Annotated in this window: 22 protein-coding genes; 18 read left to right on the top strand and 4 right to left on the bottom strand. The window is 49.9% G+C overall.

All coding sequences use genetic code 11. From position 1 onward, the window contains the following. The first annotated feature begins 182 nt into the window (after window positions 1-182). The 4 genes from ACYQ2M_RS00360 to ACYQ2M_RS00345 all read left to right on the top strand — a co-directional run bounded on the left by ACYQ2M_RS00360 (window position 183) and on the right by ACYQ2M_RS00345 (window position 4,640). The gene (locus ACYQ2M_RS00360) at window positions 183-1,055 is read left to right on the top strand and encodes a DMT family transporter (RefSeq protein WP_459914317.1); all 873 of its coding nucleotides are present in this window, start codon (window positions 183-185) and stop codon (window positions 1,053-1,055) included. Window positions 1,056-1,328: 273 nt separating this feature from the next. Continuing rightward, entirely contained in the window at window positions 1,329-1,502 is a 174-nt protein-coding gene (locus ACYQ2M_RS00355) for a hypothetical protein (protein WP_459914316.1), read from the top strand. A 17-nt stretch (window positions 1,503-1,519) separates the two neighbouring features. Beyond that, the gene (gene selB, locus ACYQ2M_RS00350; RefSeq protein ID WP_459914315.1) at window positions 1,520-3,439 is read left to right on the top strand and encodes a selenocysteine-specific translation elongation factor; all 1,920 of its coding nucleotides are present in this window, start codon (window positions 1,520-1,522) and stop codon (window positions 3,437-3,439) included. A gap of 121 nt (window positions 3,440-3,560) precedes the next feature. Then, window positions 3,561-4,640 carry a carbonic anhydrase gene (locus ACYQ2M_RS00345; RefSeq protein ID WP_459914314.1) on the top strand — a complete coding sequence of 360 codons (1,080 nt, stop codon included), beginning with the start codon at window positions 3,561-3,563 and terminating at the stop codon, window positions 4,638-4,640. A gap of 166 nt (window positions 4,641-4,806) precedes the next feature. On the opposite strand, the gene hemW is transcribed toward ACYQ2M_RS00345, so the two are convergent. Then, a complete protein-coding gene (gene hemW / locus ACYQ2M_RS00340; RefSeq protein WP_459914313.1) occupies window positions 4,807-5,949 on the bottom strand; it encodes a radical SAM family heme chaperone HemW in 1,143 nt (380 codons plus the stop codon). Between the two features lie 208 nt (window positions 5,950-6,157). Between hemW and mltG the strand changes: the two genes are divergently transcribed. Next, window positions 6,158-7,165 carry an endolytic transglycosylase MltG gene (gene mltG, locus ACYQ2M_RS00335; RefSeq protein ID WP_459914312.1) on the top strand — a complete coding sequence of 336 codons (1,008 nt, stop codon included), beginning with the start codon at window positions 6,158-6,160 and terminating at the stop codon, window positions 7,163-7,165. A gap of 159 nt (window positions 7,166-7,324) precedes the next feature. Here mltG and ACYQ2M_RS00330 read toward each other — a convergent pair whose 3' ends face one another. Further along, window positions 7,325-7,813 carry a Smr/MutS family protein gene (locus ACYQ2M_RS00330; RefSeq protein WP_459914311.1) on the bottom strand — a complete coding sequence of 163 codons (489 nt, stop codon included), beginning with the start codon at window positions 7,811-7,813 and terminating at the stop codon, window positions 7,325-7,327. 299 nt (window positions 7,814-8,112) lie between these two features. Between ACYQ2M_RS00330 and ACYQ2M_RS00325 the strand changes: the two genes are divergently transcribed. Beyond that, complete coding sequence (locus ACYQ2M_RS00325; protein ID WP_459914310.1) at window positions 8,113-10,092, top strand: ribonuclease catalytic domain-containing protein; 1,980 nt, start codon at window positions 8,113-8,115, stop codon at window positions 10,090-10,092. A 58-nt stretch (window positions 10,093-10,150) separates the two neighbouring features. Here the strand turns inward: ACYQ2M_RS00325 and ACYQ2M_RS00320 are convergent, their stop codons facing one another. Both ACYQ2M_RS00320 and ACYQ2M_RS00315 read right to left on the bottom strand, forming a co-directional pair. Next, the gene (locus ACYQ2M_RS00320) at window positions 10,151-11,404 is read right to left on the bottom strand and encodes an IMP cyclohydrolase (RefSeq protein WP_459914309.1); all 1,254 of its coding nucleotides are present in this window, start codon (window positions 11,402-11,404) and stop codon (window positions 10,151-10,153) included. A gap of 3 nt (window positions 11,405-11,407) precedes the next feature. Next, window positions 11,408-12,091, bottom strand: a complete 684-nt coding sequence (locus ACYQ2M_RS00315) for a hypothetical protein (RefSeq protein WP_459914308.1) — start codon at window positions 12,089-12,091, stop codon at window positions 11,408-11,410. Between the two features lie 309 nt (window positions 12,092-12,400). On the opposite strand from ACYQ2M_RS00315, the gene ACYQ2M_RS00310 reads away from it, so the two are divergent. From ACYQ2M_RS00310 to mraY, 12 genes are all read left to right on the top strand, one after another. After that, window positions 12,401-12,973 (top strand): hypothetical protein, encoded by a 573-nt coding sequence (locus ACYQ2M_RS00310; RefSeq protein WP_459914307.1) that lies wholly within the window; start codon window positions 12,401-12,403, stop codon window positions 12,971-12,973. Window positions 12,974-13,106: 133 nt separating this feature from the next. Continuing rightward, entirely contained in the window at window positions 13,107-14,045 is a 939-nt protein-coding gene (locus ACYQ2M_RS00305; protein WP_459914306.1) for an ABC transporter ATP-binding protein, read from the top strand. A gap of 3 nt (window positions 14,046-14,048) precedes the next feature. Then, a complete protein-coding gene (locus ACYQ2M_RS00300; protein WP_459914305.1) occupies window positions 14,049-14,753 on the top strand; it encodes an ABC transporter permease subunit in 705 nt (234 codons plus the stop codon). 12 nt (window positions 14,754-14,765) lie between these two features. Continuing rightward, window positions 14,766-16,991 carry a Gldg family protein gene (locus ACYQ2M_RS00295; RefSeq protein ID WP_459914304.1) on the top strand — a complete coding sequence of 742 codons (2,226 nt, stop codon included), beginning with the start codon at window positions 14,766-14,768 and terminating at the stop codon, window positions 16,989-16,991. Between the two features lie 15 nt (window positions 16,992-17,006). Further along, window positions 17,007-18,050, top strand: coding sequence for a DUF4340 domain-containing protein (locus tag ACYQ2M_RS00290; RefSeq protein WP_459914303.1), 1,044 nt, complete (start codon window positions 17,007-17,009; stop codon window positions 18,048-18,050). Window positions 18,051-18,378: 328 nt separating this feature from the next. Then, window positions 18,379-18,819 carry a division/cell wall cluster transcriptional repressor MraZ gene (mraZ, locus tag ACYQ2M_RS00285; RefSeq protein WP_459914302.1) on the top strand — a complete coding sequence of 147 codons (441 nt, stop codon included), beginning with the start codon at window positions 18,379-18,381 and terminating at the stop codon, window positions 18,817-18,819. 3 nt (window positions 18,820-18,822) lie between these two features. Next, window positions 18,823-19,761, top strand: coding sequence for a 16S rRNA (cytosine(1402)-N(4))-methyltransferase RsmH (gene rsmH / locus ACYQ2M_RS00280; RefSeq protein ID WP_459914301.1), 939 nt, complete (start codon window positions 18,823-18,825; stop codon window positions 19,759-19,761). A gap of 3 nt (window positions 19,762-19,764) precedes the next feature. After that, on the top strand, window positions 19,765-20,082 hold the full coding sequence (locus tag ACYQ2M_RS00275) for a cell division protein FtsL (RefSeq protein ID WP_459914300.1): 318 nt from the start codon (window positions 19,765-19,767) through the stop codon (window positions 20,080-20,082). Further along, on the top strand, window positions 20,079-21,800 hold the full coding sequence (locus ACYQ2M_RS00270) for a peptidoglycan D,D-transpeptidase FtsI family protein (protein WP_459914299.1): 1,722 nt from the start codon (window positions 20,079-20,081) through the stop codon (window positions 21,798-21,800). Before ACYQ2M_RS00275 ends, ACYQ2M_RS00270 begins: the two co-directional genes overlap by 4 nt. Window positions 21,801-21,803: 3 nt before the next feature. Then, entirely contained in the window at window positions 21,804-23,360 is a 1,557-nt protein-coding gene (locus tag ACYQ2M_RS00265) for a UDP-N-acetylmuramoyl-L-alanyl-D-glutamate--2,6-diaminopimelate ligase (RefSeq protein ID WP_459914298.1), read from the top strand. After that, on the top strand, window positions 23,357-24,829 hold the full coding sequence (locus ACYQ2M_RS00260; RefSeq protein WP_459914297.1) for a UDP-N-acetylmuramoyl-tripeptide--D-alanyl-D-alanine ligase: 1,473 nt from the start codon (window positions 23,357-23,359) through the stop codon (window positions 24,827-24,829). The genes ACYQ2M_RS00265 and ACYQ2M_RS00260 overlap by 4 nt, the downstream gene beginning before the upstream one ends. Before the next feature lie 2 nt (window positions 24,830-24,831). After that, a complete protein-coding gene (gene mraY, locus ACYQ2M_RS00255; protein WP_459914296.1) occupies window positions 24,832-25,911 on the top strand; it encodes a phospho-N-acetylmuramoyl-pentapeptide-transferase in 1,080 nt (359 codons plus the stop codon).

The following is a 25,911-nucleotide window of genomic DNA, read 5'->3' as shown; positions in this document are numbered from 1 at the left end:
AATTAGAGTTTCAATTTTCGTTGTGGCAGGTAATTACTGCCATGTGGGCTTATATGAAAACCCGCACCAACATAGCCCCCAACAGCCATCCTATCCGGCACAATGGAAGCTAAAGGCGATCAACCCAAAAACATTTCACACTTTTAGGGAGTATTTCACTCCTCACCCGGAAACAGAAAATCATGACCTTAAAAGGCTTTGGCTTCATTATTCTCAGTGCCCTGTTCCATGTATTGTGGAACAGTGCTTTAAAAACCTGCCGGGATAAAACCAGCGCCATCTTTGTAATGATGTGCATCACCGTTGGCGGATTGGGGGCATATATTACACTATTTCATTCAACCACCACATTTTTCGTACCATCGGCCATGTACAGCGCCCTTGCCGCCGGATTTTTCTTTTTTCTCTACCAGTATTTTGTGGCGGTTTCTCTGGAAAAAGGGGAACTCACCCTGGTATATCCCCTCACCGTGACCGGACCGGTTTACATTGTTGTCTGGGGCTATTTTCTCATGGATGAAATCATTTCTCCTGCCGGTGCCGCGGGCATTGCCCTGATCATTTATGGTGCGGTGACCATCCAGCGGGGCACCCTGAGCATCCGTCCCCGATTCAAAAAAACGTCCCAGTCACTGCCAGCTGGTGTTTTAACAGCCCTTGCCGCCTCGTTTTTCTACTCCTTCGGGGCAGTGGCCGACAAATTAGGGGTGATGACCGGGGATATCTTTATTTACACCTTTCATTTATCCGTTTACATGCTGATTTTTCATCTGGTTCGGGTGATCTGGCAGCACCAGACACTCCGGGTGATTTCAGAAATAAAATACAATCCCCAAAGGCTCGTGATTGGCGGCATGATCATGCTGCTATCCTTCATCACCTTCCGGCTGGGCCTGGAAGAAGCCCAGGCCAGTTATGCCTCGGCCCTGCGCCAGGTAAGCACCCTGTTTGGCATCGGCATCGGCTTTCTGGTATTCAAGGAGAAGGTGGGATTAAACCGCATCATCAGCTCCATGATCATTGTGGCCGGGGCAATTCTCATCAAAATCGGCTAAAATCCTGAAAAATTCATATTGACCCCTGTTTCAAGTTTGTTTATTATTTTTCGGATATTAACAACTCCAGTGTGCTTCCATGGGCTTGATTCTGATCTATGACACTTTTAAGTGTTTGCCATCAGCAGCGGCCCCTCTGTTTTTTTTGCAAACATTGGATCACCTTGATCAGCACACCTGATTTTGACTAAAAATACGGGAGGATATCATAAATGCTCCCCGGACAGCCGAAGCCAGAAGTGCTGGACCTTGATAAAAGGATAAAAAACAGACATGAGCAGTTTTCCAGTTTTTGTGGTACGACTGATACTGGGTATGGTCTTTGGCATTTTACTCACACGTATTTTCCGCCCGGAATGGACAATGTTCCAAGGCCTTGCCCTGGGTGGGGGCCTTGTGGCGGCCGCCTACCTCATGCAGATGATGCGCAAACGAAAATCAAAATAACACAAGGGGAAAGCAAAGTGGACCAGATCATATTGGGCACCGCAGGCCACATTGACCATGGCAAAACCAGCCTCATCCGGGCCTTGACCGGCATTGAAACTGACCGGCTCAAAGAGGAAAAACAGCGGGGAATCACCATAGAGCTCGGGTTTGCCTCCATTCCCCTGGAAAGCGGTGAAGTGGTGGGTATTGTGGATGTGCCGGGGCACGAAAAATTTGTAAAAAACATGGTGGCCGGGGCCAGTGGCATCGACATTGTCTCCATGGCCATTGCCGCAGACGAAGGGGTGATGCCACAGACCCGTGAACACATGGAAATCTGCACCCTCATGGGCATCAAGCACGGGTTCATTGCCATGACTAAAATTGATCTGGTGGATGAAGAACTCATGGAACTTGCCATGGAGGATATCCTGGAGTTCACCCAGGGCACCTTTCTGGAAGACGCTCCCATCGTGCCCGTATCCGCCACCACCGGGGAGGGACTTGAAGATTTCAAGAAAACCCTCAATGAACTGTGCCACAAAATCCCCCCCCGCACGGCATCCCCCATCTTCCGACTGCCCGTGGACCGGGTATTTTCCATGAAGGGATTCGGCACGGTGATCACCGGCACCCTGGCATCGGGCAAAATAAACGTGGGCGATAACATCATGATCTTTCCCTCCCGCATCACTTCCAAAGTGCGGGGCATCCAGGTCCACGGCAACAGCGTGGAAACGGTGACGGCAGGGTCCCGCACCGCCATCAATTTTCAGGGACTGGACAGGGAAACCATTGACCGGGGAGATGTTCTGTCCACTCCGGACACCTTGCACCCAAGCTATATGGTGGATGCCGAACTTTTATTTCTTTCAAGCAACGCCAAACCGGCCAAGGCCCGAACCCGGGTGCGATTTCATTCCGGCACCAGTGAAGTATTCGGGCATGTGGTCCTGTTGGATCGGCCGGAGCTCACCCCCGGCGATACCGCCTGTGTACAGATCCGCCTGGAAACCCCGGTGTGCCTGATGAAGGGCGATCACTTTGTAATCAGAAGCTACTCCCCGGTGAAAACCATTGGCGGCGGCCAAATTCTCAATCCCGTTGCCGCAAAGCACAAACTTTCCGATACCCATGCCATAAAGGGCATGGCCTGCCTGACCGGGGACGACAATGAAGCCATCCTCTCCTATTTTGCCGAGCAGGGGAAATTTGCCGGGGTTTCCTTTGCCGACCTCAGGATCATGACCAGCATCACCGATAAAAAGCTCGAAGCTGCCCTGCAGAAAATGCTGGCTAATCGTCGTCTGGTACAGACCGATAAAGACCAGCGCATTTACATCCATGGCAATATCTTTGACGATCTTGCAGGCAAGGTGCTGGAGCGACTTGCCACCTACCACACAGAAAATCCCTTAAAGGAAGGCATGCCCAGCCAGGAGTTGAAATCCAAATTCCGGGCTTTCAACGACAAGGATTCCAAGCTCTTTCCCCTGGTTATTGCCCGGCTTACCAAGGAAGACAAGGTCGTCCAGGATAAGGGCTCCATACGTCTTTCCCAGCACGAAGTGGCATTGCAGGTGGATGAACAAGCCATAAAAGAAAAAATCCTTGATCTGTACACCAGCTCCGGGCTGACGCCACCCTTTTTCCGCACCATCTGCCAGGATCTGGAGGTGGATGCCAAGGTGGCAAGGGATGTCCTACAGATGCTCATAGACGAAAAACGCATTGTCAAAACCAAGGACGATCTTTACTTTGATGCCAGGGCCATTGCCGATATCGAAGCTGAACTGGTGACCTTTCTGAACAAAGCCGGGGAGATCACCACCCCCCAGTTCAAGGACATGGCAGGGCTTTCCCGCAAGTACATCATCCCCCTGATTGAATACTTTGATGCCATTAATCTGACCATCCGGGTGGGGGACACCCGGCAGCTCCGGAAGAAAAATTAAATTTTAAAACGCTTGCCATCACAAGGCCGGGCACCCGTTTAAAAAAGGAAATAAAAAACAGGCCAATTATTTATTTAAAACCCAACTTTAAAAAGTGGGGTTTAAAATGAGGAGAATTTGGATGCAAGAAAAAAAAACAAAAATAATTCTTTGGACTTACCTGGGATTGATGGTGTGCTTTATCCTGATGGTCACCTTTGGTGGGGAAGAAAAAACCCATGCCCCCCCGGGTGAAACCGCAATGACCGCAGAGCCCCATGCCACTGCGGCACCGGAGACCGCCGCTGCAGAGCAGGAGACCCAGCATCAGGCAGCACCCACCCTGGAAGTAGCGAAAGAACCCGCCCCGGAAGAACCCCACGTGGCGGCAGAATCCCAGAAAAAACAAGACACCCATGTGGCGGCAGAATCCCATAAAACAGAAGAAACCCACGGGGCATCCCTTGCCGCTGAAGAAACCACCGCAACGGCCCTTGCCGTGGACCAGGCAGCCCACCCCGCCGCAGATCCCTTTGACAGCAAACCCACCCCGGATGAGGCCATTGCCCTTCTTAAAAAAGGCAACCAGCGATTTGTCCACGGAGAATCCACCCATCCCCATCTCAACCTTGCCAGACTGATCCAGGCAGGTTCTGAAAATCAGGGCGATCACGCCTATGCCACGGTGATCACCTGCTCTGACTCCCGTATCCCCCTGGAAGCCATTTTTGACGCCGGTATCATGAATATTTTTGTCATCCGGGTGGCAGGGAATGTCTGCGATGTGGATGAAAGGGGCTCCATTGAATACGGCCTTGCCCATGTGAACACCCCGGTACTGGTGGTGCTTGGGCACACCCAGTGCGGTGCCGTCACCGCTGTCACCCAGGCGGTGCTGGGACATGGTCATGAACTGGAACGAAATATCCCCCCCCTGGTGGACAATATTATTCCCGCCGTTAAAAAAGCCATGGCAGATCATCCCGAAGTCAAAGGCATGGATATCATCCCCATGGCCATTGAAGAAAATATCTGGACCGGCATTGAAGAGCTGTTCATGGAAAGCCCGGCCACCCGTAATCTGGTTGCCGCAGGCAAGGTTAAGGTAGTGGGGGCCATCTATGATGTGGGTGAAGGTTCCGTTGAATGGCTGCCCGAAGAAAAATCCATGGAAATTTTGAAAAAAGTGGAAGCAAACCCGGACAAAGCCGTTGGGAAATAATCAGGTTTAATCACACCACCGACCAATGTTGAAAATTGCTACGGTAATGGGGGCAGGCCTGTGTTAACGCAAGCCTGACCCGCCTCACCTTTGGCGGTGCTGTGATGATCAAGCCTCGCAATTTTATCCGCCAACTGGACTTGGTCACAGAAAATTGAAAAATGCCTCACTGAATCTCTTCCACAAACCACTCCACCACCGTGTCCAGATAAACCATCCCTGCCAGATTCAAGGCAAATCGCCCCCCCCGGCAGTCTCCCCATTTCCGGGACTTCACCCCATCCAGAACCCTTTTGAACTGCACCTTAAACGCCTGTCCGGAAAGTTTCTCAAATGCCGGAATTTCCATGCCATCAAAGGTCCTCAAACCCAGCATCACTCTTTCCATCAACACCTGTTCCCGGGTTAGCAGCTCTTTTTCCATGACAGGAAGCCTGCCGCTATCAAGCGCATGGATATACCGGTGGACATCCCGATAGTTCCAGGAACGCCCCGCCCCATCAAAGGAGTGGGCCGCAGGACCAACCCCCTTGTAAGGCACTCCGGTCCAGTATTTTCCATTGTGCCGGGAACGATGTGAGGGACTTCTTGCAAAGTTTGACACTTCATAATGATCATACCCCCGCAGGCCTGCCCAATGGGATGTGGCAATAAAAAGATCTGCCACCGCCTGTTCCCCAAGGGGAATAACACTGCCGGTTTTAAACCCATTGTAAAGAGGCGTGTCTGGTTCATAGGTAAGCATGTAACAGGAAAGGTGTTCCGGCAGGAAAGAAAAGGCGGTGTCCATGTCCCGGCACCAGCTATCGGCAGTTTCGTTGGGAACACCAAACATCAGATCCAGTCCAATGTTTTCAAACCCAGCCCGGCGGGCCCCTTTAAGAGCGTCCACCGCATCGGCGGCATTGTGAATACGACCCAGGAATTTAAGTTTATCATCCTGAAAGGACTGAATACCCATGTTCAATCGGTTAACCCCAAGGGAATGCATGTCGGCAAAATAGGCATCATCCACGGTGCCGGGATTCACCTCCATGGTTACCTCAGTATCAGGGGCAATACAACCCAGATCATGGATGCCGGACAATATGATTTCCATTTCCCCGGCCGTGAGCACCGAAGGGGTGCCGCCCCCGAAATAGATAGTGTCAATGACATGATCTTCCAGGGAGCGCAGGCTCATTTCCTTTACCAGAGCTGTCACAAAGTCAGCTTTCAGGGCAAGATCACTGGTGGAATAAAAATCGCAATACCGACATTTTTTTACACAAAAGGGAACATGGACATACAATCCGTGTTTTTCAGACAAAGCAGGGCCTCTCTTACTGGATAATGGGAGGGACATAATCACAACAGGAACAAGAGCGTCACAATTGGCTGCCCGACTGGATCAGACGGACAAAAAACCGTCAAACCCTTTGACATGAATGGCCACCTGATTTATGCTCTCTTTTTTTAAAACCAGGGCCGAAATCATGCCCGATGTTCATTACAAAACCAAAGGATATCTCCTGAACATGGGTCAAATATTGAAAAAAACAGCCCTGGCATTATTGATGATGTGCACCATAACCACCCTGGCAGGATTCAGTTATATAAGGCATTTTGCAGACACGCCCCTGACATCCCGGGGCAGCACCCGACTTATCACCATTTCCAGGGGCAGTGTTCTTAAACAAATTTCAGATACCCTGTACCGCAATCATCTTATAAAAAACAGTCTTTTGTTCCAGGTCTTTGTCCGACTCCAGAAAAAAGCCGGAGTCATCAAGGCAGGGGAATATGAACTCTCCGCTGCCATGTCTCCGGCCCATGTGCTTGATATTTTGTCCCGGGGTAAAGTCAAGCGCCACCGCATCACCCTGCCCGAGGGCTTCACCGTGGCGGAAGTGGCCCGGCAACTTGAGATTGCGGGGCTGGGAAGCCAGGCAGATTTCATGGCCCTTGCCCATGACCCAGCCTTTTGCAAAAGCCTTGAAATAGCCACGGACAACCTGGAGGGATACCTGTTTCCAGACACCTATTTTTTTGAAAAAAATACCCCAGAAAAAGCTATTCTCACCACCATGGTTAAAAGATTCCAGGCGGTTTTTATCCCGGAATGGAGAACCCGGGCCACCCAGAGAGGCCTTTCCATCCATCAGGTGGTGACCCTTGCCTCTATCATTGAAAAAGAAACCGGCACCCCCGAAGAGCGTCCGCTGATTTCATCGGTATTTCATAACCGACTCAAACGCAACATGCGCCTTCAAAGTGATCCCACAGTGATCTATGGCATAACAGACTTTAATGGCAATCTCACCAGAAGGGATCTAAAAACCCCCACTCCCTACAACACCTATGTAATTAAAGGGCTGCCGCCTGGTCCCATTGCAAATCCCGGCAGGCAAGCCATGGAGGCGGCTCTGTTTCCGGCAGACAGTCGATTTTACTTTTTTGTGTCCAAAAATGACACCACCCATCATTTTTCAGCAACATTAAGAGAGCATAATCGAGCCGTGGGAAAATATCAGCGGGGGCAATGAGTCGACCGTAAAGGTCAGGAGCCTATTTTCCTAGCCTGGACAAGCCACAAGCAAAAGGGTTTCTGATTTTTTTGGCAAAAAAACACAAAAATCAAAGAAAAGAATCTCAAAAGGCTCAGGCAAATCCCAACACCGATCGCCGGGGATACCAAGAATGAGTCAGTCAAACTGATTGAGATAAACAATCACGGCACCGCTGCGGAATTTTTGTTTTCTGTCCCATTCAAACCAGAGCACCACCCCATCACGTTTAAGGCGAACCAGAAGATCTTCCACCACGTGGGGCAGCACGGCGCCCGCTTCAGAATGAAGGCCCCTGCCCACCACAAGACGCAGGGTAAAAAAACCATTTCGCCAGGAATGACGAAGGTAGGTTTCTGCCTGGACATCTGCTTCAGCACCCGTCAGACCATGGAGATCCAGCTGCTTTTCCGGGGGAGGATATCTTTTCAGGCGTTTCTTAAGGGACACCGGCGCAGATGGTGCCCGGTCTCTCTTTTCCCTTAAAAGAGCATCCTGATTCTTTCCCTTCAATGAAGATTCCAGCAGCTCAGAAAAATTTTCCACCTCTTCCGGTGCCGATTCATCCTCTTTTTCCGAAACCTTGAACACATCTGAAAGGTGCTGATCCTTATCTAGAAAGGGCAAGCCATGACGGTCCCTTATCACTGGCTTTGGTGGATCCTTACCGGCGGTATCCCCAGACCCGTCTTTCCTATTGATCGACAGATCTTCCGGCACCATCTGTGCAAAAAGCTGAGTTAAATCCTGGTCGTGTTTAAACACCGGAATCCCGTTTCTATTCACCCACCGGGCAGGTGTTACATTTTGTTTATTATTCTCTTTTGAAGCCATGGGCTAATATTAATGGAAACGCCTTTTTTTTTCAAGGGCAATGGCGTCATGTTAATTGACTTTAACCATACATGCTGATATTGTTTGCCGTTATGGATACAGGAAATATAGCAGAATATATTGATCAACAAAGAGTGATCTGTGCAGTGGTGACACAATTAAAGAACCTGCGGTTAAAATTACTTACGGAAAACAACCGTGAAGTTAATCTTTCCGCGGGACGGGTGGCCCATGTGTCGCGGGATGGCCTTGATGTGTCAGCATCCAGGGAATCCCTTGTCCGGGAACTCAAGCGCATCTCCCAGAGAAGAAGAGAGCTGTCACAAACCCTTGACATTGAGGAGTTGTGGGAATTGCTCCACGAAGATGGGGACCCCATTGATATTCCCACCATGACCGCTCTTTGCTTTGATCCACCGGTGACTTCGGATCATGAGTCTGCAGTCATACGGGCATTCTTCAATGACAAGCTGTATTTCAAGTTCGGTAAAGACGTATTAACCCCCAATGCACCGGAACAGATCCAGCTAAAACTGAAACAAATCCAGGAGGCAGAGGACCGGGAACGCCTCATAGACAAGGCAGGCACATGGATTAAAGGCATGGCCCAGGGTGCCGATGTGCCCCCCCTGGAACCGGAAATCCTGAACATCCTCACCGATTATTACATCCATGAAAGAGAGAGCAGCACAGCCGTCGATGCAAAGGCCATACTGTCCCGGGCGGGCACCGATTCTCCCCAGCAAATTTTTTCCCTCATGGTCAAGGCCGGCATATGGCAGCAGGATGAAAACATTGATCTCATCCGCCTGGATATCCCCACATGTTTTCCAGAAGAAGTTATGGAAAAGGCAAATCAGCTGATCAGTAACCATGAGGATTTCACAGAAGACCCCCGGAGAAAAGATTTAAGACATCTGCCCCTTATCACCATTGACGGGCAGTCCACCCTGGATTATGACGATGCCATCAGTCTTGAAAAAGAGGAGGATGGCGGATATCGTCTGGGAATTCACATCATTGACGTGGGTTTTTATATCAAACATGATGATGTCATTGACCTGGATGCCCGGTCCAGGGCAAGTTCCATATACATGCCAGATGACAAAATTCCCATGCTCCCCCCCAACCTGTCCGAGGATCTGTGCAGCCTCATTGAAGGACAAACAAGGCCAGGGATCTCCACCCTGGTGCGCCTCAACCGTTTTTTTGAAATCATTGACTATGAAATCACAGCCAGCATCATCAAGGTGCATCACCAGATGACCTACACCGAAGCCAATATGCTCAACGGCGAAGATGATCCCATCACCACCCTGCATAAAATTGCCACGGTATTAAGGGAAAAACGCATGAAAGCCGGGGCGGTGCAGATCACCCTACCCGAAGTGAACATCTGGGTGGAAGAAAATGGAGACATAGGTATTTCCCGCATTGACCGGGAAAACCCCTCCCGCATGCTGGTATCAGAAATGATGATCCTTGCCAACTCCCTCATGGCCGAATTCGTTGCCAGCCATGATATCCCGGCGGTGTTCCGGTCCCAGCCGGACCCCAAACAGCGTCTGTTCCAGGGGGTGGAAACCTCATTATTTCTCAACTGCATGCAGAGAAAACAGCTTAACCGGGCCAGCACCGGTACTAAACCCGAGCATCATTCAGGGCTTGGCGTTAAAGCATACGCCACTGCCACCTCCCCCATCAGAAGATATTTTGATCTGCTTACCCAGCGTCAGATCCGTGGAATCCTGGGCTATGAAGTCCCCTATACAAGAGACGAACTCGACTCCATACTCCAGGTGGTGGAAGTCCCCATGGCCAACACCGGCAGAGCACAGTTCCAGCGTCGGCGGTACTGGCTGCTAAAATATCTTGAAGGCATGAAAGGATCTGCACAGGAAGCCGTTGTTCTGGACAGCCGCAGAGATTTTTTCACCATCCTCATAAAGGAGTTCATGCTGGAATGGCGACTGCCGTCGGGGGGCATGAAGCATAAACCCGGAGATATCATCCAGGTGACCATACAGCACGCCGATGCCAGGCGGGATCAACTTTCTCTTTTCAGTTATTAAAGATCGGCTGTCGGGGACAGCCGATCCCCATGTCATCTTCAAAAACGATCCAAACAGATCAGTGCTTAAAACTTCTCTGGCCGGTGTACACCATGGTGGCACCGTTTTCGTTGCAGGCCTCAATCACCTCATAGTCATTCATGGAGCCACCGGGTTGAATAACAGATTTCACCCCCTGTTTAAGTCCCACGTCAATCCCGTCCCGGAAGGGGAAAAAGGCATCACTGACCATGGTGGAACCCACAAGACCACCCTTCCGGACCTCTACATCGGCAATGATTTCCGCACGACGGTCATCGTCTTGCGCCAGCAGATTAAAGGCCGTGGCATAGCGCTCAAAGGCCAGTCGATCCATTAACTTTCTATAGGCCTTGTCCACAGCAATCTCGGCCACACCCACCCTATCCTGCTCTCCGGTGCCTATCCCCACCGTGACATTGTCTTTCACATAGATGACGGAGTTGGAGGTGATGCCAGATTCCACCAGCCATCCAAACAGCATATCACTGTACTCTTTTTCCGTGGGCGGGCGATCCACCTTGTAGGTTTTTCCCTTGTAGGTGGTTTCAGCAAGAGTGAGATCTTCTTTGGAAAGGCTTGTGGGGGCAAATGACCACTGAGCCACAATCCCACCGTCCATGAGGCTTTTAAAGTCCAGCACCCGTTCACCGATGTAATTTTCCAGACGATGGATATTGTTGATACGGATCACCCGCAAATTTTTACGACGGGCCAGGATGTCCACAGCGCCTTCTTCAAAATCCGGGGCCACCACCACCTCTGCGTACTGGTTGGCAATGGCTTCTGCCGTGGCCTTGTCAACGGATCGGTTCAGGGCGATACAGCCGCCAAAAGCCGCCACCCGGTCTGCCATATAGGCCTTTTCATAGGCACTCTCCAGGGTATCTGAAATGGCCGCGCCGCAGGGATTATTATGTTTTACAATCACCGCACCGGGTGTGCTGGAAAAATACCGCAGAATATTCAAGGCATTGTCAGCATCGGTGAGGTTGGTTTTACCGGGGTGCTTGCCCGACTGCAGAAGCTCCAGATTGGACACCATATATTTACCCGGCTTGATGGTTTCAATGCCGCCCAGCAACAGGTTCCCATTGACCAGGCGGTACAGGGCCGCCTCCTGACCGGGATTTTCACCATAACGAAGCCCCTTCTGAACCCCGTCAATGGTCCATGCCACCTTTTCGTAAAACAGGGTCTGTCGCCCATTTTCATCCACAAAGCTGATCTCCATGGACGGGGTGAAATGATCATCCATCACCGTCTTGTACATTTTCTTTAAATCATCCGCCATTTTTTATTCCCCCGTGCTGTAGCAGGTTATCACATCATTGGCCGACAATCCTGCAAGGTAGTCCGCAATGGTTCTGTCATACACTGCCGTGTGTTCAAAGGCTTTCTGTGAAAGGGCAAAGCGCTGGGCCAGGGTCAGTGCACCGCTGTTGTCTTTCATGTCATTTAAAATACCGTCATAATCCACCGGATTCACCACCGAAGCCACCCGGATGAAATTCTTTGCCGATGCCCGGATCATGGTGGGTCCGCCGATATCGATATTGCCCCGGGCATTCTCACAGGTGACACCCTGCTTTGAAATGGTCTCTTTAAAGGGATAAAGATTCACCACCACCATGTCTATGGCCAGGGAATCGGTGCGTTTCAGATCCTTCTGGTGATCCGAATTATAGGTTTCTGTCAAAAGCCCCAGATAGATCCTGAAATCCAGGGTTTTCACAAGCCCTCCCTGGGTTTCGGGCTGCCCGGTGTAATCGGACACCTGCTGCAGAGATCCACTGGCCCTGTCCCCCAGAATTTCTTTTATCCGCTTATGGGTTCCCCCGGTGGAAAGGATTTTTATGCGGGGATTGATATCCAGCAATCCGGGAATAAAGGTTTCAAGTCCGGATTTATCCGACACACTCACCAGAACGGTGTTGATTTCCACCGCGTCATCAATTTGGGTTACAATATTCTTTGTCATCACGCTTCCTCACCTGACTGGATCGGGGCACACCCCGCCAGCGTTTCAAGCCATTTAAAATCTTAATTAATAATATAAATCAGCAAGGTAAGTCAAGGTGGTTCACGCAATTCCAACAAAGCCGGGCTGAATTCAAGAAAATTTTGGGGTGGTACCGCTTCGCTGTTATTAACACTTTTTTTGTATTTTTCATTGATCCTGGATTCATTTTTATGTAAAAGTATGCTTTTAAAAAATTTATCCATGATTATTTTATATGCATTCAATAAAATAATGCATACTAAACATGGACAATACCGGGAGGGTGATATGCCAGAAAAAAAAACAGCCTCAGGCACAACGACCCTGGACCTCCGGGGAAAGCAGTCGGTGAGGGCCACCTTCAAACTCTCGGAAAAAGCCATTGCTTATTTAAGTCTGGTGGCGGTGCACCTGGGGATCAAGCAGAAATCCCTTTTTGACCACCTCATGGACGATGCCACTGCCCTGAGAGATATTGGTGCTACCATCCGCATGGGCCACTTCAACCGCATTGAGCGGGTTCAAAAGACCTATGTACTCAGCCGAAAAACCCTGGAGGTGCTGGAGTTGATCTCCAACGATCTCAACACCCCCAGAGATGCTCTGGTGGAGTATTCTCTTCACAAGCTTAAAGATGTCATCAAGGGAGAAAAACAACGCCACGAACAGCGAAAGATCCTGTTTAATGAGGTTAGAGCCCACTGGGAAGCAGGAAAGACACTTCTGGAAAAGGCCAGAGACACCCTGGGGCCGGAAGACCCTTTCTGCCTTCAGATAGAGCGATCCATGGTTTCCCTGACCCGTGCTAGAAAAGAGCTTTCTGAGTTCATCGAAAAAAGCAGAATCATTGAGGATCACTGATCCTTATTTTTTTTTATCTGCAGATGCCGACAGCAAAGCCCCCGGCGGGCGGCATCATGCCGTTTTCATTTTTTGTTGTGTTCGGCAGGGCATAAGCGCCTGCCACGAATAATAAAAGCATAAAGGAGGTACTGTGATACAGGTCGAGAATCTGACCAAATACTACAACAGTTTCTGTGCGGTGGACGGCATCAGCCTTAACATCCGAAAGGGAGAAATCCTGGGCCTTCTGGGGCCCAACGGCGCCGGAAAAACCACCACCCTAAGAATGCTCACCGGTTTTTTCAATCCCACATCCGGTACCATCAAAGTCAAAGACCTTGAAATGCCGGGGGACACCCTTAAAATAAAAGAACTCATGGGATATCTGCCGGAATCCGCCCCCCTTTACCATAACATGCTGGTGTTTGATTATCTGACCTATGTGGCAAAGGTTAGGGGGCTTAAAGGTGACGACATCACAAACAGGCTCCACGAATTGTCCCACCTGTGCGGCCTTGCTGACATCATGCACAAATCCGTGGATGAACTATCCAAGGGCTTGAAGCAACGGGTGGGACTTGCCCACGCCATGATGACTGATCCGGAAATCTTGATTCTGGATGAACCCACATCAGGACTTGATCCCAATCAGATTGCAGAAATCAGAAGCATCATCCGACGCATCGGCAAGGAAAAAACCATTATTTTTTCCACACATATCCTGAGTGAAGCCGAAGCCACCTGTGACAGAATCGTTATTGTGAATAACGGCCGGATAGTCGCCGATGACACCACCGAAAACCTTAAGAACCGTGCACAGAAAAACAACCGCTTTACCCTTGCCCTGTACGGCGATCCCGGAGAACCTGTTTTAAATCTTCTAACCAGCATAGATTCTTCCCTTGTGGTCAAACAGATGGCGGAAAAAGAATCCGGCATCTCCCTGTATGAAATTAAAAGCAGCGAAACCCGGGACTTCAGGAAGGATATCTATCTTAAAATCAAAGAAACCGACTGGATCGTGGCCGAACTGACCAGGGAATCCCAGAGCCTTGAAAACATCTTTCAAGAACTGACAAAGGGAGCATAAACAATGTACCAGACCCTTCACATTGCAACCAAGGAATTCAAGGATTATTTCATCTCCCCCATTGCCTACATTGTTATTTCACTGTTTCTGGTGGTGACGGGATGGTTTTTCTTTTCCACCTTTTTCATCTTTGACCGGGCGGATATGCGCAACTTTTTTTCCCTGCTGCCCACCATTTTTTCTTTTATCATACCGGCGGTGACCATGCGTCTATTTTCCGAAGAGATCAATGTGGGCTCCTATGAGACCCTCATGACCCTGCCGGTCTCCTTCAGAGACATTGCCCTTGGCAAATTTCTTGCCGCCACGGCCTTTTCCGGCTGCATGCTGCTGCCCACCCTGGCCTATCCCCTTTGTATATCCATGATTGGAGAGGTGGACTTTGGCCCTGTCATCGGCGGATATCTCGGTGCCCTGCTCCTGGCCGGAGCCTATTGTTCCCTGGGAATTTTTGCCTCCAGCATGACCCGGAACCAGATTGTGGCCTTTATTCTGGGTGCGGCCATCTGCTTTACCCTCACCATACTGGACCGGATTCTTTTTTTCACGCCCGCATCCCTTACGGAAATCATCGGATTCCTTGGAACCAACACCCATTTCCAGAGCATTTCTAAGGGAGTCATTGACTCAAGGGATATCCTTTATTTCTTAAGTGTCATGTTTCTCGGGCTTTTTGGCACTTATCTTGTGATGCAGAAAAAGAATTAAGGAGGGATCCATATGAAAACATACTCAAACAAAGGCGCATATATAAAATTTCTCACCTATGCGGTGGTGGTCATTCTCATCAACGTGGTGGCGGTGACCCTGTTTTTCCGGGCAGATCTCACTGCCAACCGCATCTATTCCCTTTCCGATGCCAGTAAAGCCGTGGTAGCAACCCTTTCCGAACCCTTAACCATCAAGGTCTTTTTCACCAAGAATCTGCCAGCCCCCCACAACACCACCGAAAGATACCTCCACGACCTGTTTGAGGCCTATGCCGCAGAAGGGGGAAAGCTTTTTAATTATACCTTTTATGATGTCACGGCAGATGATTCCGGTCTCACAGATCAGTCCAACTCCAATAAACAGCTGGCCCAGGATTACGGTATATCACCGGTGCAGATCCGCATCATTGAAAACGATGAAATGAAGTTCCAGCAGGCCTACATGGGACTTGTGATCATCCACGGGGATATGATGGAAAAAATACCCGCCATCACCTCCACCGACGGACTTGAATACCTTCTGACCACGGCCATACAGAAGCTCAACAATAAGGTCAGCGCCTACATGGCCCTGAAAGATAAAATAAAAATCCGCATGTACCTGTCTTCCTCCCTGGAAAAGGTGGCGCCCCTCATGGGTCTTGACCAGCTGTCCGCCCTTCCCGGGACCATTAAAGAAGTGGTGGAAGCTTTGAACCAGGAAAGCCTTGGCAACATTGATTATGACTTTGTCAATCCCGCCGGGGATAAGGCCCTGGAAGATCTTGCCAGAAAATATAACCTCATGGTTCTCAAATGGCCTGAAGTTCCCCAGCAGGGCATTGCCGCAGGAAGCGGCGGAGCCGGCATTGTCATGGAATACCAGGACCAGATCAAGGTCACCCCTCTTATCACCAGCGTCAACTTACCCATCATCGGCACCACCTATCAGATGGCCAATCCAGAAGCCCTTAAAGCCACACTGTCCCAGACCATGGAAACCATGATCGGTATAAACCAAACAGTGGGCTATCTTGCCGATCATGGTACCCTGGCCCTTTCTCCCGGTGCCATGGGCATGATGCCGGGCCAACCCCGGAGCAACATGAACGCCTTCAATCAGCTGTTGTCCCGGCAGTACACCATAAAATCCCTTGCCTTGAATAAAGAGGGTATCCCCGAAGGACTGAAAACCCTTATCATTGCAAAACCCACCCAGTCTTTTTCCGATTATGAGCTGTTCCAGATCGACCAGGCATTGATGCAGGGCACCAACATTGCCTTTTTCACCGATGCCTTCCAGGAAATCATGCCCCAGCAGCCCATGGGCATGGGCGGCGGCCCCCGGTATGTGCCGATTGACACCGGCCTTGAAAAACTTCTGGCCCATTACGGCATCACCATTGATCCCTCATATGTGCTGGATGAAAGCTGTTACCGCCAGCAACTGCCTCCCCAACAGGGAGGCGGAGATCAAAACATCTACTTTGCCCCCATCATCAAAGACGCGAATATAGACCGAACCCTCGACTTCATGAGCAATATCAAGGGGTTGATCACCATGCAGATCTCCCCTGTTCTTGTGGATAAAAATAAGGTGGAACAAAGTGGGCTCACCGCCACTCGGCTTTTTTCCTCATCGGAGAAGTCATGGACCATGGCAGACAACATTGACTTAAACCCCATGTTTCTGCAGCCCCCCACCCAGACATCCGATATGAAATCCCAGCCCCTTGCCTGGGTGATCTCTGGAGAGTTCACCAGTTATTTTGCAGGTAAAGACCTGCCAGCCAAACCCGCTGCTGAAGCGGATCTGACCTCGGAGAAAAAAGACACCGGGGACACACCTTTGGATGAAGAAGCCTCTCCTGCAGCAATGGCCACAGAAGATCCCCTGCTGGCAAAAATAGAAACCCGTAATGCCTTTATCACCAAAGGCACCTCCGGCAAAATTTTTGTCATGGCCTGTTCCGCGGTGCTCCAGGACAACATGCTGGACCCGGAAGGCCAAAGCACCAATGCCGCCTTTATTCTAAATGTCATCGATCATCTCAACGATCGGGATGACATTGCGGTTTTGAGAAGTAAAAACCAGACCTTTAATCCCCTTGCCGAAACCACCCCCCTTATCCGGGGGGTGATCAAACTGTTTAACATTGCTGGCCTGCCTTTGCTGGTGATCCTCATGGGATTTGCAGTGCTGTTAAAACGACGGGGCAGAAAACGGAAAATCAAACTGATGTTCCAGGAAAACTAAGGAGACCCACCATCCATGAAAAAGGAATATCTCATTCTCATACTGGTGATTGCCGGACTTTGCGGCTATCTTTTTACCCACAATGAAAACAGAAACAACTATACCCTGCCTGAGTTAAAACCACTCAAGGCCTCGGATATCACAGCCATAACCATTGAACAAAATGGCAAAACCATTCGCATATCAAAAACCAATGAGGTCTGGGGTATCACGGAAAAAGCCTATCCAGCGGATACCGATAAAATAAACACCCTGATAAAAACCATAACGGACCTTAACATCACGACCCTTGTGTCTGACAAAAGAGATGATGCCAGACGCTATCAGCTGGATTCGGAAAACCGTATAAAGGTTACAGCAGAAGGAAGTTCAGGCCCTGTGCGCACCTTTGAAATTGGAAAAGTTGCCCCCTCGTACCACCAAACCTTTGTCATACTTGAAGGAAATGACACAATTTACCACGCCGCTGGCAATTTCCGAAGGGACTTTGAGGCAGGCATCAATGAGCTTAGAAACAAGCAGGTGCTTTCCTTTGATGAGAAAACCATCAAAGCCATGGAACTGAACGCATCGGGTATTACCCGAACACTGTTGCCAAGCCCTGTCACTGAAACGGATCCTGCCGCCACCCCGCCACCCACAGAAACAGAAAAGAGCGCTTCCCAGGACCAGGCACCGGCAACAAACAATAAAGCAAAAACAGTATGGATCTTCCAGGATGATAATACCCCCGGGGATACAGACAAGGTTAAAACGCTTCTTTCCACCCTGTCGTCCCTGGAATGTGATAATTACACAGCAGATGAAAACAAAAAAAGCCTTGGGGGACAGACTCCGTTGTGCCGCATCCTTCTAAAGGGTGATAAAGAGATAGAGCTGGCACTGTTTGAGAAAGATGCCAACGGCAAATACCCAGGCCTCTCATCGGAAACGCCCTTTCCCTTTGTACTGGATACATATCAGGGGCAGGATCTTGTATCCAACATGGAGACCCTCCTGGGCATTGAAAAGAAACCGGAAGATACGGAGACGCCCCTCTCCACGGAGACCCAGCCGTGACCCATGCAAACAGGGCTTAAACACTCCTGGTCGTGACATATTTTCTATTTTATCATAACAACATCCTTGGCGGCAAGCCACTCTGAAGACCGGAGAAAGGCTTGCCGTCATATTCCCTCCACTTTTATCCCTCCCGAAGACAACCTTTTTTATCCCCAAACATCCAACTTCTACCCCCTATTTTTTGGCGCGAATTCTTGCCTTTTCTCAAATATTTAATTTTTTATACATATTTTTTTCTTGACTTAATAATGGGATTCAGAGAATAGTAGACATTACGGTGGATAAATGTGGAGTTACTTTTAAAAATAGGATTCAATCCCAAGCCATGTTTAGATCCAGTTCTTTTCACACCATGGACCCCAAAGGCAGAGTCATCATTCCAGCCCGATTCAAAAAGGTGATCCTTGCCACTGGCACCAATGAGATCATGATCAGCATAAATGCCGGTTGTCTGTATGCCTACACCATGGAAAAATGGATGGAAATCGAAAAGAAACTCATGGCTGTGAAACTGGATTACATGAGTCGTTTCAAACGGATTTTTCTGGGGAATGCAACCCTTTGTACCTGCGACAAACAAGACCGTATATTGCTTCCCAAACCCCTTAGAATTTATGCTGGCCTGGAAAAAGACATTGTACTGGTGGGATTGCTGGACCGCTTTGAAATATGGTCCAGGCAGGGCTGGGAAATGGAGAACAGCATGTTGACTGATGATCTTAATCAACCGGATGTAAAACAAACCATTGCATCCCTGGGACTGTAATCAATGACCTTTGAACATACCTCCGTCATGCCACAGGAAGTGGCCCGCCATCTGAACCTGAAACCGGGGGACATGTGCGTGGACGGAACCCTTGGCGGTGCTGGCCATGCCGCTGAAATGGTCAATCAAATTTCTCCGGGGGGCCGTTTCATCGGCATTGACCAGGACATGGATGCCATTGAAAATGCCCGTATAAAACTATCCCGCAAGGACAGCCATATTACCATTGTTCATGACAATTTTTCACATATGTCTGAAATTCTTAAAAACATGAACATTAAAGGTGTGGATGCCATCCTCCTTGACCTCGGGCTTTCCCTTCATCAACTCAGAAGGGGACAGCGAGGTTTTAGTTTTTTAAAGGATGAACCCCTGGACATGCGTATGGACAAACGCCATGGAATCACGGCTGCGGATATTGTTAACACCTTTACCCAGAAGGAACTCACCGATATTTTTTTCTCCTATGGGGAGGAACGCATGTCCCGGCAGATTGCCCGAAGGATTATTGAATCGCGAAGCCTGGCACCCATCACCACCAGTATTCAACTGGCGGCAATTATAACAGATGCCATTCCGACCAAGGTGGCAAGAGCCCAGAAGATTCATCCGGCAACTCGGGTATTCCAGGCCCTGCGGATCAAGGTAAATCGGGAACTGGAGCGTCTGGAAAAAATCATGGAACAGATCCCCTCACTGCTGAACCCGGGGGGAAGGATCTGCATCATATCCTTTCATTCCCTGGAAGACCGCATTGTAAAGCATGGTATAAGAGCCTTTGAAAACGGATGTACCTGTCCCAGGGATTTTCCCCAATGCACCTGTGGTTTTACCCCCTGTCTGAAATCCATCTCCCGGAAACCATTTCTCCCCACGGCCACAGAAATTGCCACGAATCCCATGGCACGCAGTGCCCGATTGCGGGTTGCTGAAAAAATTTAAGCAGTGATCAGAACCAATACAAAGAAAAACGCCCCCGGGAAAACGCCAACCACATTCCAGGGAAGATGGCTTGTAATTATTGTGTTTTTTATTTTTGAACTGCTATTTTACACATGGATTCGGGTGGAAATCAGCACCACGGGCAAAGAAATTTCAAAGGCACAAGCTCGGCAAAAAGAAAAAAGGGCATACCAGTCGGAGCTGATCGTGGAAAAAGAGAGGCTATCTTCACCGGAACGTATCATGACCATTGCCCGGGATAACCTGGATCTTCACACACCAGCACCAGAACAGATTATTAATATGGATGACATGCCATGACCCAGGAGATTTTCCAGAAAATATCCACACGGATACGTGTGATGGAATTTTTATTCGGGTTCGTCATTTTGCTAATTGCAGGTAGGGCCGTCATGCTGCAGTTGTTTGATACAGACCAACTCACCGGGCTTGCAAATAAAGACTTGATGATACAGGTTGATCTACAGGGAAAACGGGGGGATATTCTTGATCGGAACATGAAAAAGCTCAGCACCAGCCTGGATGCCATATCCATTGCCGCCGCTCCGGTGGACATACTTGATCCCCGGCAGGCGGCCCGCACCCTGGCCCCTCTGCTGCAATTGGATGAAAGAGTCCTTACCGAGAAATTTTCTTCGGGGAAAAAATTTATGTGGCTGAAAAAAAAGCTCTCCACCGGGGAGGCAGACAAAATAACCGCCCTGAAAATTCGTGGCATTCTGCCAATTAAGGACACCATCCGATTTCACCCCAGCCGGGAACTGGCTGCCCAGGTAATCGGCATCACAGGGTGGGATGATATGGGGAAAGAAGGGCTTGAGTTCAAGTTTGATTCACAGCTCAAGGGAAGGACTGAAAGCATACGAATAAAAAAAAACGCACTTAAAATAATTGAAGAAAAGACCCGGGCCTTGAGGGGTGAATCCCTAGTACTCACCCTTGATAAAACCATACAGTACATTGCAGAAATGGCCCTGAAAAAAGCGGTTATTGACAATGATGCAAATTCCGGCATTGCCATTGTCATGCAACCTGCCACCGGTGAGGTTCTTGCCATGGCCCATTTTCCCCTGTTTAATCCCAATATTTTTGGTGAATTTGACCAGAAAACATGGCGAAACCGGGCCGTAACTGATGCCTTTGAACCCGGCTCCACCCTGAAAATTTTCTTAGCAGCGGGGGCTCTGGACCAGGGAGTAAGCTCTCCAGACGCCCCTTTTTTCTGTGAAAACGGAGCCTTCAGGGTTGGGAATAAGACCATAAGGGATACCCACTCCTATGGCTGGCTCACACTTGGACAGATTGTCCAGGTTTCCAGCAACATCGGCGTTACCAAAGTAGCCATGCAAATGGGAAGTGAAAAACTCCACAACACGCTCACCCGTTTTGGATTTGGAGAAAAAACCGGCATTTCCTGCCCCATTGAAACCACGGGGACCCTTATGCCTCCAGGCAAATGGACCTCCATTGACACGGCGGCCATTGCTTTTGGCCAGGGCATTGCCGTATCGGCCATACAACTTGCCGGTGCCGTTTCCACCATTGCCAACAAAGGCATACGAATGGAACCCCGTCTTATCCGTGCCTTGCTTAAAGGAGATGGTTCCCTTAAAAAAAAATATCCCCCTACCCGGCTGGGCAGGGCCGTTTCAGAAACCACCGCCTTCAATGTTACCCGAATGATGCGTTCGGTGGTACAAGAGGGAGGCACCGGCACCCGGGCCGACCTTCCCGGCTATGAGGTCTGTGGAAAAACCGGCACGGCCCAGAAGGCCAAACGATTTGAGAAAGGGTATTCCGACACCGCATACACAGCAGTATTTGTGGGGTTTGCCCCCCAGAATAACCCACAGATGACAGTGGTGATCATTGTGGATGAACCCCGAAAACATCATTATGGTGGAGTGGTTGCGGCTCCGGCCTTTAAAACCATTCTGGAAAAAAGTTTTAATTACCTGAACATTGCCCCACACATGAAACAGGGGCAATCCTTGGCCCCTGGGGCCAGCGGAGCATAACCCGTGAGACTTTCTTATCTAACAAAAACCTGTACCCCCCTATGGGAAAGAAATCTTTCCTCTGACCTGGAACCTGGCAACGACCCGGAAATTGTATCCATCCATTACAGGGCCCAGGAGGTAACCCCCGGCGGACTTTTCATTGCCATCAAAGGACTTAAGGCCGACGGCCATGATTACATTGACCAGGCCATTGAAAACGGGGCCGTTGCCGTTGTGGTGGATCAGCATGTTAAAACAAAAATCCGCAGTATTGCCGTAAAAAGCACCCGACGGGCCATGTCCGCCATCAGCGCACGCTTTTATGGCAACCCTTCTGAGAAACTCGTCCTGATGGGCATCTCCGGCACCAACGGCAAAACCACCACCACTTGGATTGTGGAGCATATCTTAAAGGCCGCAGGATATGAAACCGGTGTCATCGGCACCATCAACTGGCGATACAAAAATCAGGTTGCAGATACCCCGGTGACCACCCCGGAATCCATGGACCTGCAGCGCATGCTGGCAGTCATGGTAACGGCCGGGGTCACCCATGTTGTCATGGAGGTCTCTTCCCATGCCCTGGATCTTCACCGGGTCCGAGACTGCTTTTTTGACGCCGCCATTTTCACAAATCTCACCCAGGATCACCTGGACTATCATAAAACCATGGGTGCCTACTGGGCCTGCAAAAAAAAATTGTATACCCGCCAGCTGGCCCGGGGCAGCAAAAACGGCCGGGCCATCATCAATATTGATGATCAAAGGGGTGCAGATCTTGCCCAAACCCTCTTACCCGCCCCCATAACCACCGGTACCGGTGCCGATGTAAGGGCCATAGATATTGTGGAAGATATCTCCGGTATCAGGGCAATGCTTGACATCCATGGGATTAAAAACCATTTTTCTTCCGATCTCACCGGCGCGTTCAACCTGGAAAACATTCTGTCCGCCGCCGGAGGTGCCCATGCCCTTGGGATAGCCCCGGACATCATCTGCCGGGGTATTGAAGACTGCAAAGGAGTCCCGGGACGTCTGGAACGGGTGGCTAATCCCGGCAACCGCTTCATCTTTGTGGACTACGCCCACACCCCGAATGCTCTGGAATCCATATTAAAAACATTAAAACTGCGGGCTCCGGGCCGGATCATCACAGTATTCGGATGCGGAGGAGACAGAGATCGCTCCAAACGTCCCGTAATGGGGAACATTGCAGCCACATACAGCGACATTGCCCTAGTCACATCGGATAATCCCAGAACAGAACCCCCCGAAGAAATCATCAAGGACATTCTGACTGGCATTACATCCTCCGCCCACTCCCATGAAAAAGTGACCTGGCTTTCCAGATTAACGGACCTGGGTTCATCTGTGCCTCCCATCCTGGTGGAACCTGACCGGAAAAAAGCCCTGCAGGCAGCGGTAGAACTGTCCCGTTCCGGGGATATCATCCTCGCCGCTGGCAAGGGCCATGAAACCTATCAGGTAACGGCCCGGGGCATCATTGATTTTGATGACCGTCTCATACTCCAACAAGCCATAAATCAGGCGAGCTGGAAAAAGGAAGAAAAGGCATGAACCAGAATCCTCCCATTGCCTGGCACACAGACCATGTGATTGAAGCCCTTGAAATGACAGCCCCCCCCCGGGTTTATCCCCGTATTTTTGCCGGTATTTCAACGGATTCCAGATCCATCACCGGTGAAGATCTTTTTGTGGCCCTCCAGGGTGATACCTATAACGGACACCAGTTTATCTTCCCGCTTCTGGAACGGGGCATTAAAGGGTTTGTGGTAAAGACAGCCTTTTTCAACTCCCTTTCCCCCGCTGAAAAGGAACAGTTCTCCGGACAAAATGCCTGTGTTTTCTGCGTGGACAATCCCCTGAGTGCGCTTGGCAGGCTTGGGGCCTTCCAGCGCCGGAGATCCAATGCAAAAATCATTGCCATCACCGGATCCTGTGGAAAAACCTCCACCCGGGAAATGATTGCCTCCATTTTAAGACAAAAATACACGGTGATGTCCACCCCGGGTAACCTTAATAACGAAATCGGCCTGCCTCTTACTCTACTCAAGTTATCTTCTGCCCACCAGTGGGCCGTGGTGGAGATGGGCATGAACCATGAAGGCGAACTCACACGGCTGGGCAACATGGCAAAGCCGGACATGGGAATTATCACAAATACCTTCAAGGCTCATCTGGAAGGACTGGGATCAGTGGAGGCCGTGGCCCGGGCAAAATCAGAACTGCTTCCCTGTATTAGAGAAAAAGGGCTGGCCATTCTCAACCGAGATGATAAAAGATTCCCCATCATGGAAAAAGTGGCCAGAACACGTCCCATTCACTGTTGTTTTTTCGGCACCAGTGGTGACGCACATGTGTCTGCCCAAAACATTTCTTCGGACGGTGAAAGCATTAGCTTTAACCTGAAAACCACCACAGACAATCCCCCCGCCACCATACAAATCACCCTTCAGACCCCGGCACCAGTGATGGTACAAAATGCCCTGGCCGCGGCTGCGGCTGCCCTGGGAGCAGGTATGGATCCCAGTGACATACGCCGTGGACTTGGGACTTTCCGACCGGTGAAGGGACGCATGGAAATTCTGGAAACCCAATGCCAGGACAACGCTGGAAAGATAAAAATCATCAATGACACCTACAACGCCAACCCCGGCTCCATGGCAGCGGCCCTTAATATCCTGAAATCCCAATCCAACCACAGCCCCACCGTTGCCGTACTTGGGGACATGCTGGAACTGGGGGATCAAGCAGGCATGCTGCACAGAGAATTGGGTGAACTTGCAGCAGGAGTGGGACTTTCCCATCTTTTCCTCCACGGGAATATGGCGGTTCATGTCATGGAAGGTGCTCTGTCAAAGGGTTTCCCCCGGGAAAGAATCCTCACAGGAAGCCATGCGGCCCTGACGAACGACCTTAAAAAAATTCTCACCCCTGGAATGTGGATTCTTGTAAAGGGATCCAGGGGAATGCACATGGAACATATTGTAACGGCACTGCAGCAGCGCCTTGGAGAAAAAAATTAATCATGCTCTACGACCTCTTATATCCGCTGCACACGGATATTTCTTTTTTCAATATATTCAGGTACATCACCTTCAGAACCATTTATGGGGGGCTCACGGCGTTCACCCTTTGTTTTGTGCTTGGTCCCTGGGCCATCAAAAAACTGTCCCGGCTGCAGATTGGTCAAATCATCCAAAAAGACGGTCCCCAGACACATCTGGAAAAAGAAGGTACCCCCACCATGGGTGGGCTGCTCATCCTTTTTTCCATCACCGTATCAACTTTTCTATGGGCACGTTTATCCAACCACTATATTTCCATCACCCTGTTGAGTCTTTTGATCTTTGGTCTCATAGGGTTCATTGACGACTACCTCATGCAGATAAAAAAAAGAAACATGGGCTTCACGGCCCGTGGCAAATTCATGTGCCAGATGGTTGCTGGCCTGGGAATCTCCTGGCTTATATATCAATGCCCTGATTTTACCACTGAACTGACCATTCCTTTCTTTAAAAGCCTCTCCCCGGATCTTGGAATCTGGTATATTCCCTTTGCCACATTGATCATTGTGGGCACCTCAAATGCCGTCAATCTCACCGACGGGCTGGATGGTCTGGCCATCGGCCCCATCATCATTGCTGCGGTGGCCTACATGCTTTTTGCCTATGTGGCAGGGCACATTAAAATCGCCCAGTACCTCCAGGTTCAACCCGTGGCTTCCTGCGGAGAATTGTCCATTGTATGCGGCATTCTTGCCGGTGCCGGTCTGGGATTTCTATGGTTCAACGCACATCCGGCCCAGGTCTTCATGGGAGATTCAGGCTCCATTCCCCTGGGGGCAATCCTTGGCACCCTTGCTATCATGACCAAACAGGAAATTCTGCTGTTACTGGTGGGAGGACTCTTTGTCATTGAGGCCTTATCGGTGATCATCCAGGTGGGTTATTTTAAAATGAGCCACGGCAAACGGGTCTTTCGCATGGCGCCTCTGCACCACCACTTTGAACTCAAGGGATGGCCTGAATCCAAAGTGATCGTACGCTTCTGGATTATTGCCATCACCCTGGCCCTTGTCTCATTGAGCAGCCTTAAAATACGTTAG

Source organism: Desulfocicer niacini (assembly GCF_054657595.1).
This window is presented reverse-complemented; position numbering and strand designations above follow the sequence as displayed.

Excerpts from the sequence above, each read along its gene's own strand:
- ACYQ2M_RS00360 (WP_459914317.1), top strand. The coding sequence starts at position 183 with ATGACCTTAAAAGGCTTTGGCTTCATTATTCTCAGTGCCCTGTTCCAT.
- ACYQ2M_RS00355 (WP_459914316.1), top strand. The coding sequence starts at position 1,329 with ATGAGCAGTTTTCCAGTTTTTGTGGTACGACTGATACTGGGTATGGTC.
- ACYQ2M_RS00345 (WP_459914314.1), top strand. The coding sequence starts at position 3,561 with ATGCAAGAAAAAAAAACAAAAATAATTCTTTGGACTTACCTGGGATTG.
- mltG (WP_459914312.1), top strand. The coding sequence starts at position 6,158 with ATGGGTCAAATATTGAAAAAAACAGCCCTGGCATTATTGATGATGTGC.
- ACYQ2M_RS00325 (WP_459914310.1), top strand. The coding sequence starts at position 8,113 with ATGGATACAGGAAATATAGCAGAATATATTGATCAACAAAGAGTGATC.
- ACYQ2M_RS00320 (WP_459914309.1), bottom strand. The coding sequence starts at position 11,404 with ATGGCGGATGATTTAAAGAAAATGTACAAGACGGTGATGGATGATCAT.
- ACYQ2M_RS00315 (WP_459914308.1), bottom strand. The coding sequence starts at position 12,091 with ATGACAAAGAATATTGTAACCCAAATTGATGACGCGGTGGAAATCAAC.
- ACYQ2M_RS00310 (WP_459914307.1), top strand. The coding sequence starts at position 12,401 with ATGCCAGAAAAAAAAACAGCCTCAGGCACAACGACCCTGGACCTCCGG.
- ACYQ2M_RS00300 (WP_459914305.1), top strand. The coding sequence starts at position 14,049 with ATGTACCAGACCCTTCACATTGCAACCAAGGAATTCAAGGATTATTTC.
- ACYQ2M_RS00295 (WP_459914304.1), top strand. The coding sequence starts at position 14,766 with ATGAAAACATACTCAAACAAAGGCGCATATATAAAATTTCTCACCTAT.
- ACYQ2M_RS00290 (WP_459914303.1), top strand. The coding sequence starts at position 17,007 with ATGAAAAAGGAATATCTCATTCTCATACTGGTGATTGCCGGACTTTGC.
- mraZ (WP_459914302.1), top strand. The coding sequence starts at position 18,379 with ATGTTTAGATCCAGTTCTTTTCACACCATGGACCCCAAAGGCAGAGTC.
- rsmH (WP_459914301.1), top strand. The coding sequence starts at position 18,823 with ATGACCTTTGAACATACCTCCGTCATGCCACAGGAAGTGGCCCGCCAT.
- ACYQ2M_RS00270 (WP_459914299.1), top strand. The coding sequence starts at position 20,079 with ATGACCCAGGAGATTTTCCAGAAAATATCCACACGGATACGTGTGATG.
- ACYQ2M_RS00260 (WP_459914297.1), top strand. The coding sequence starts at position 23,357 with ATGAACCAGAATCCTCCCATTGCCTGGCACACAGACCATGTGATTGAA.
- mraY (WP_459914296.1), top strand. The coding sequence starts at position 24,832 with ATGCTCTACGACCTCTTATATCCGCTGCACACGGATATTTCTTTTTTC.